This is a genomic window from Subsaximicrobium wynnwilliamsii, from assembly GCF_007997225.1.
Lineage (GTDB): Bacteria > Bacteroidota > Bacteroidia > Flavobacteriales > Flavobacteriaceae > Psychroserpens > Psychroserpens wynnwilliamsii.
In genome coordinates, this window is the sequence record NZ_VORM01000076.1 from 1 (window position 1) to 2159 (window position 2159).

The 2159-nt window shown below is 31.1% G+C and carries 2 protein-coding genes; both read left to right on the top strand.

Annotation, left to right across the window (positions count from 1 at the left end):
- The first annotated feature begins 156 nt into the window (after nucleotides 1-156).
- Entirely contained in the window at nucleotides 157-762 is a 606-nt protein-coding gene (locus ESY88_RS20515) for a hypothetical protein (protein WP_147088559.1), read from the top strand.
- 149 nt (nucleotides 763-911) lie between these two features.
- Nucleotides 912-1811, top strand: a complete 900-nt coding sequence (locus ESY88_RS20520) for a carboxypeptidase-like regulatory domain-containing protein (RefSeq protein WP_147088560.1) — start codon at nucleotides 912-914, stop codon at nucleotides 1809-1811.
- Nucleotides 1812-2159 lie beyond the last annotated feature (348 nt).

Here is a 2159-nt window from a genome sequence, read left to right on the forward strand (position 1 = left end):
CACAACATCGCGTATAATTAATTGCTTGGCCTGTTCTTCTTCCCAAAACCCTCGTGGATGCCAAAGTTCGTTTTTATTTACTAAATTTACTGCTTGAGACGCGCAACTAATCATACTCAAGAGCGTTAGGCACAATGTAAACCAAGATCACCGAAAATGAAAAACCTTCTTCCTTTTATCATTTCTTTCTTTTTACCTGGAGCAGGGCAATTTATTCTCAAAGACTTTAGAAAAGGGGGAATTATTTTATTATTAGATATAGTCTCTACTTATCTTATTTTAAATTTAGACTTCTTGAATTTAATTCCTTTTTGGTTTCCACACATAATTATTATGATTTGGGCAATTTTTGATATTTATGATAAAATTGAGCAACGAGATGGAAAAAAATCCGCAACTAGATATCTTGCATTTAGTTTACTAATCGTAATTATTTTATTTCCTTTATCTCTTACTCTTTTTACAACTGGTCTTTTTAAAGGAGTGGAGTTTGTCACGGATGAATACCTTAACGAAGACAGAACAAAAACCGAGATGAATGAAATTTCAACTGAATTAAGCCTCTATGAAAATTATTACGGAGTTTTCCCGAAAAATTACGAATCCTTTATCAGACAAAAACCTATTTGGGGAAGTTGGAAATCAGATAATTGGAAAAACCCATATAAATATGAATTAATTGATTCTATAAATTACAAATTAATTTCTGCTGGAAAAGATGGAATTTACTTTAACAAAGATGATATTATAAGAAAAAATTAAAAAACAAAGTGCCTAACACGGTGTATAATTAATTGCTTTGGTCAGTGATTGTTTGGAAAATTCCTTCGGAATTTTATCTAGTTCGTATTTGTTTATTAATTTAGTTGCTTAACCACGCAACTAACCATACACATCACGTTGCCCACAATATGAAAAAACTGCCTCCATTAATCATTTTGCTAATTTCGAACCTCGGTTTTTGTCAATTAAAAGCAGTTATAATTGACAGCGAAACAAAGGAAAAAGTACCTTATGTAAATATTTGGGTGGAAAATGAAAATATTGGAACTACTTCTAACGAAATCGGAGTATTTTCGATAGATACTTCGATTGGTAAATTTTTAATATTATCAAGTTTAGGTTACGAAAACAAAAGGATTGAAATTTCAACAATATCAGATATAATACTTTTACAACCAAAGTTAACAGAACTGGACGAAGTAGTTTTGAGTTCTATAAAAAAACAAAATGAAATCGTAATTGGAAAATTCAACGATTCAGATATTGGATATTATTATGCTTCACTCGACAAACCTGAAATGAAAGCAAGATTTTTCCCATTCGACTCGACTTATTACAAAACACCATATCTTAAGAAATTAAAATTTAGAATTTATAGTGAAATTCGAAACGCTAAATTCAATATAAGACTTTATTCAATCGGAAATGATGGTAAGCCCAAAAATCCGATATATGAAAAAAACATTATTGGAACTGTCAAAAAAGGCACAAATAATGTTGAACTTGATTTATCGAATTTAGAAATTATTTTTCCCGAAACAGGTTTTTTCATAAGTTACGAGTGGTTAATAATCAAAGACAACTCATACAAAACTACGTTTCCTATCAAAGATTCAAAAAAGCGGATTGAAAAAATTATGTATGAACCCAAAGTCGGATTTTTACCAAGCGAAATAGATGAAAACAGTTGGACTTACAAAGATGGAAATTGGGAAAGAGTAGAATCATTTACGGAAGAAAGCAATAGTCCACAGCGATATATAAATAAATTTGGACTTTTAGCTATTGAAATGACATTAACGAATTAAAATACTGTGGGCAAGCCGTATATAAGCTATGGCTTGGTCTGTGCTTATTTGGAAAATTTATGGATTTCCCAAAGTTAGTTTATATTTGGAGAGGTTCGTGCTTAAAACAAGCCACAGCTCATATACATCAACGCCAGTCCGTCTAATAACCTGCCTTGATTTTTGTTAGTAGAAACAAATTACAGATTTTGTTTTAAACCGCGAGTGCCATTTTAATTTTCCTATTGTGATTGGCAAATGTTGCTATACAGGCTAAAAATAGGTTTATGGCGGTTTCTAGTGTCTCAATCATGTCAAAGCCCGTCGTATTGTCTTGTTTTATTATGTTCCAAATTCTCGTGAGATTAT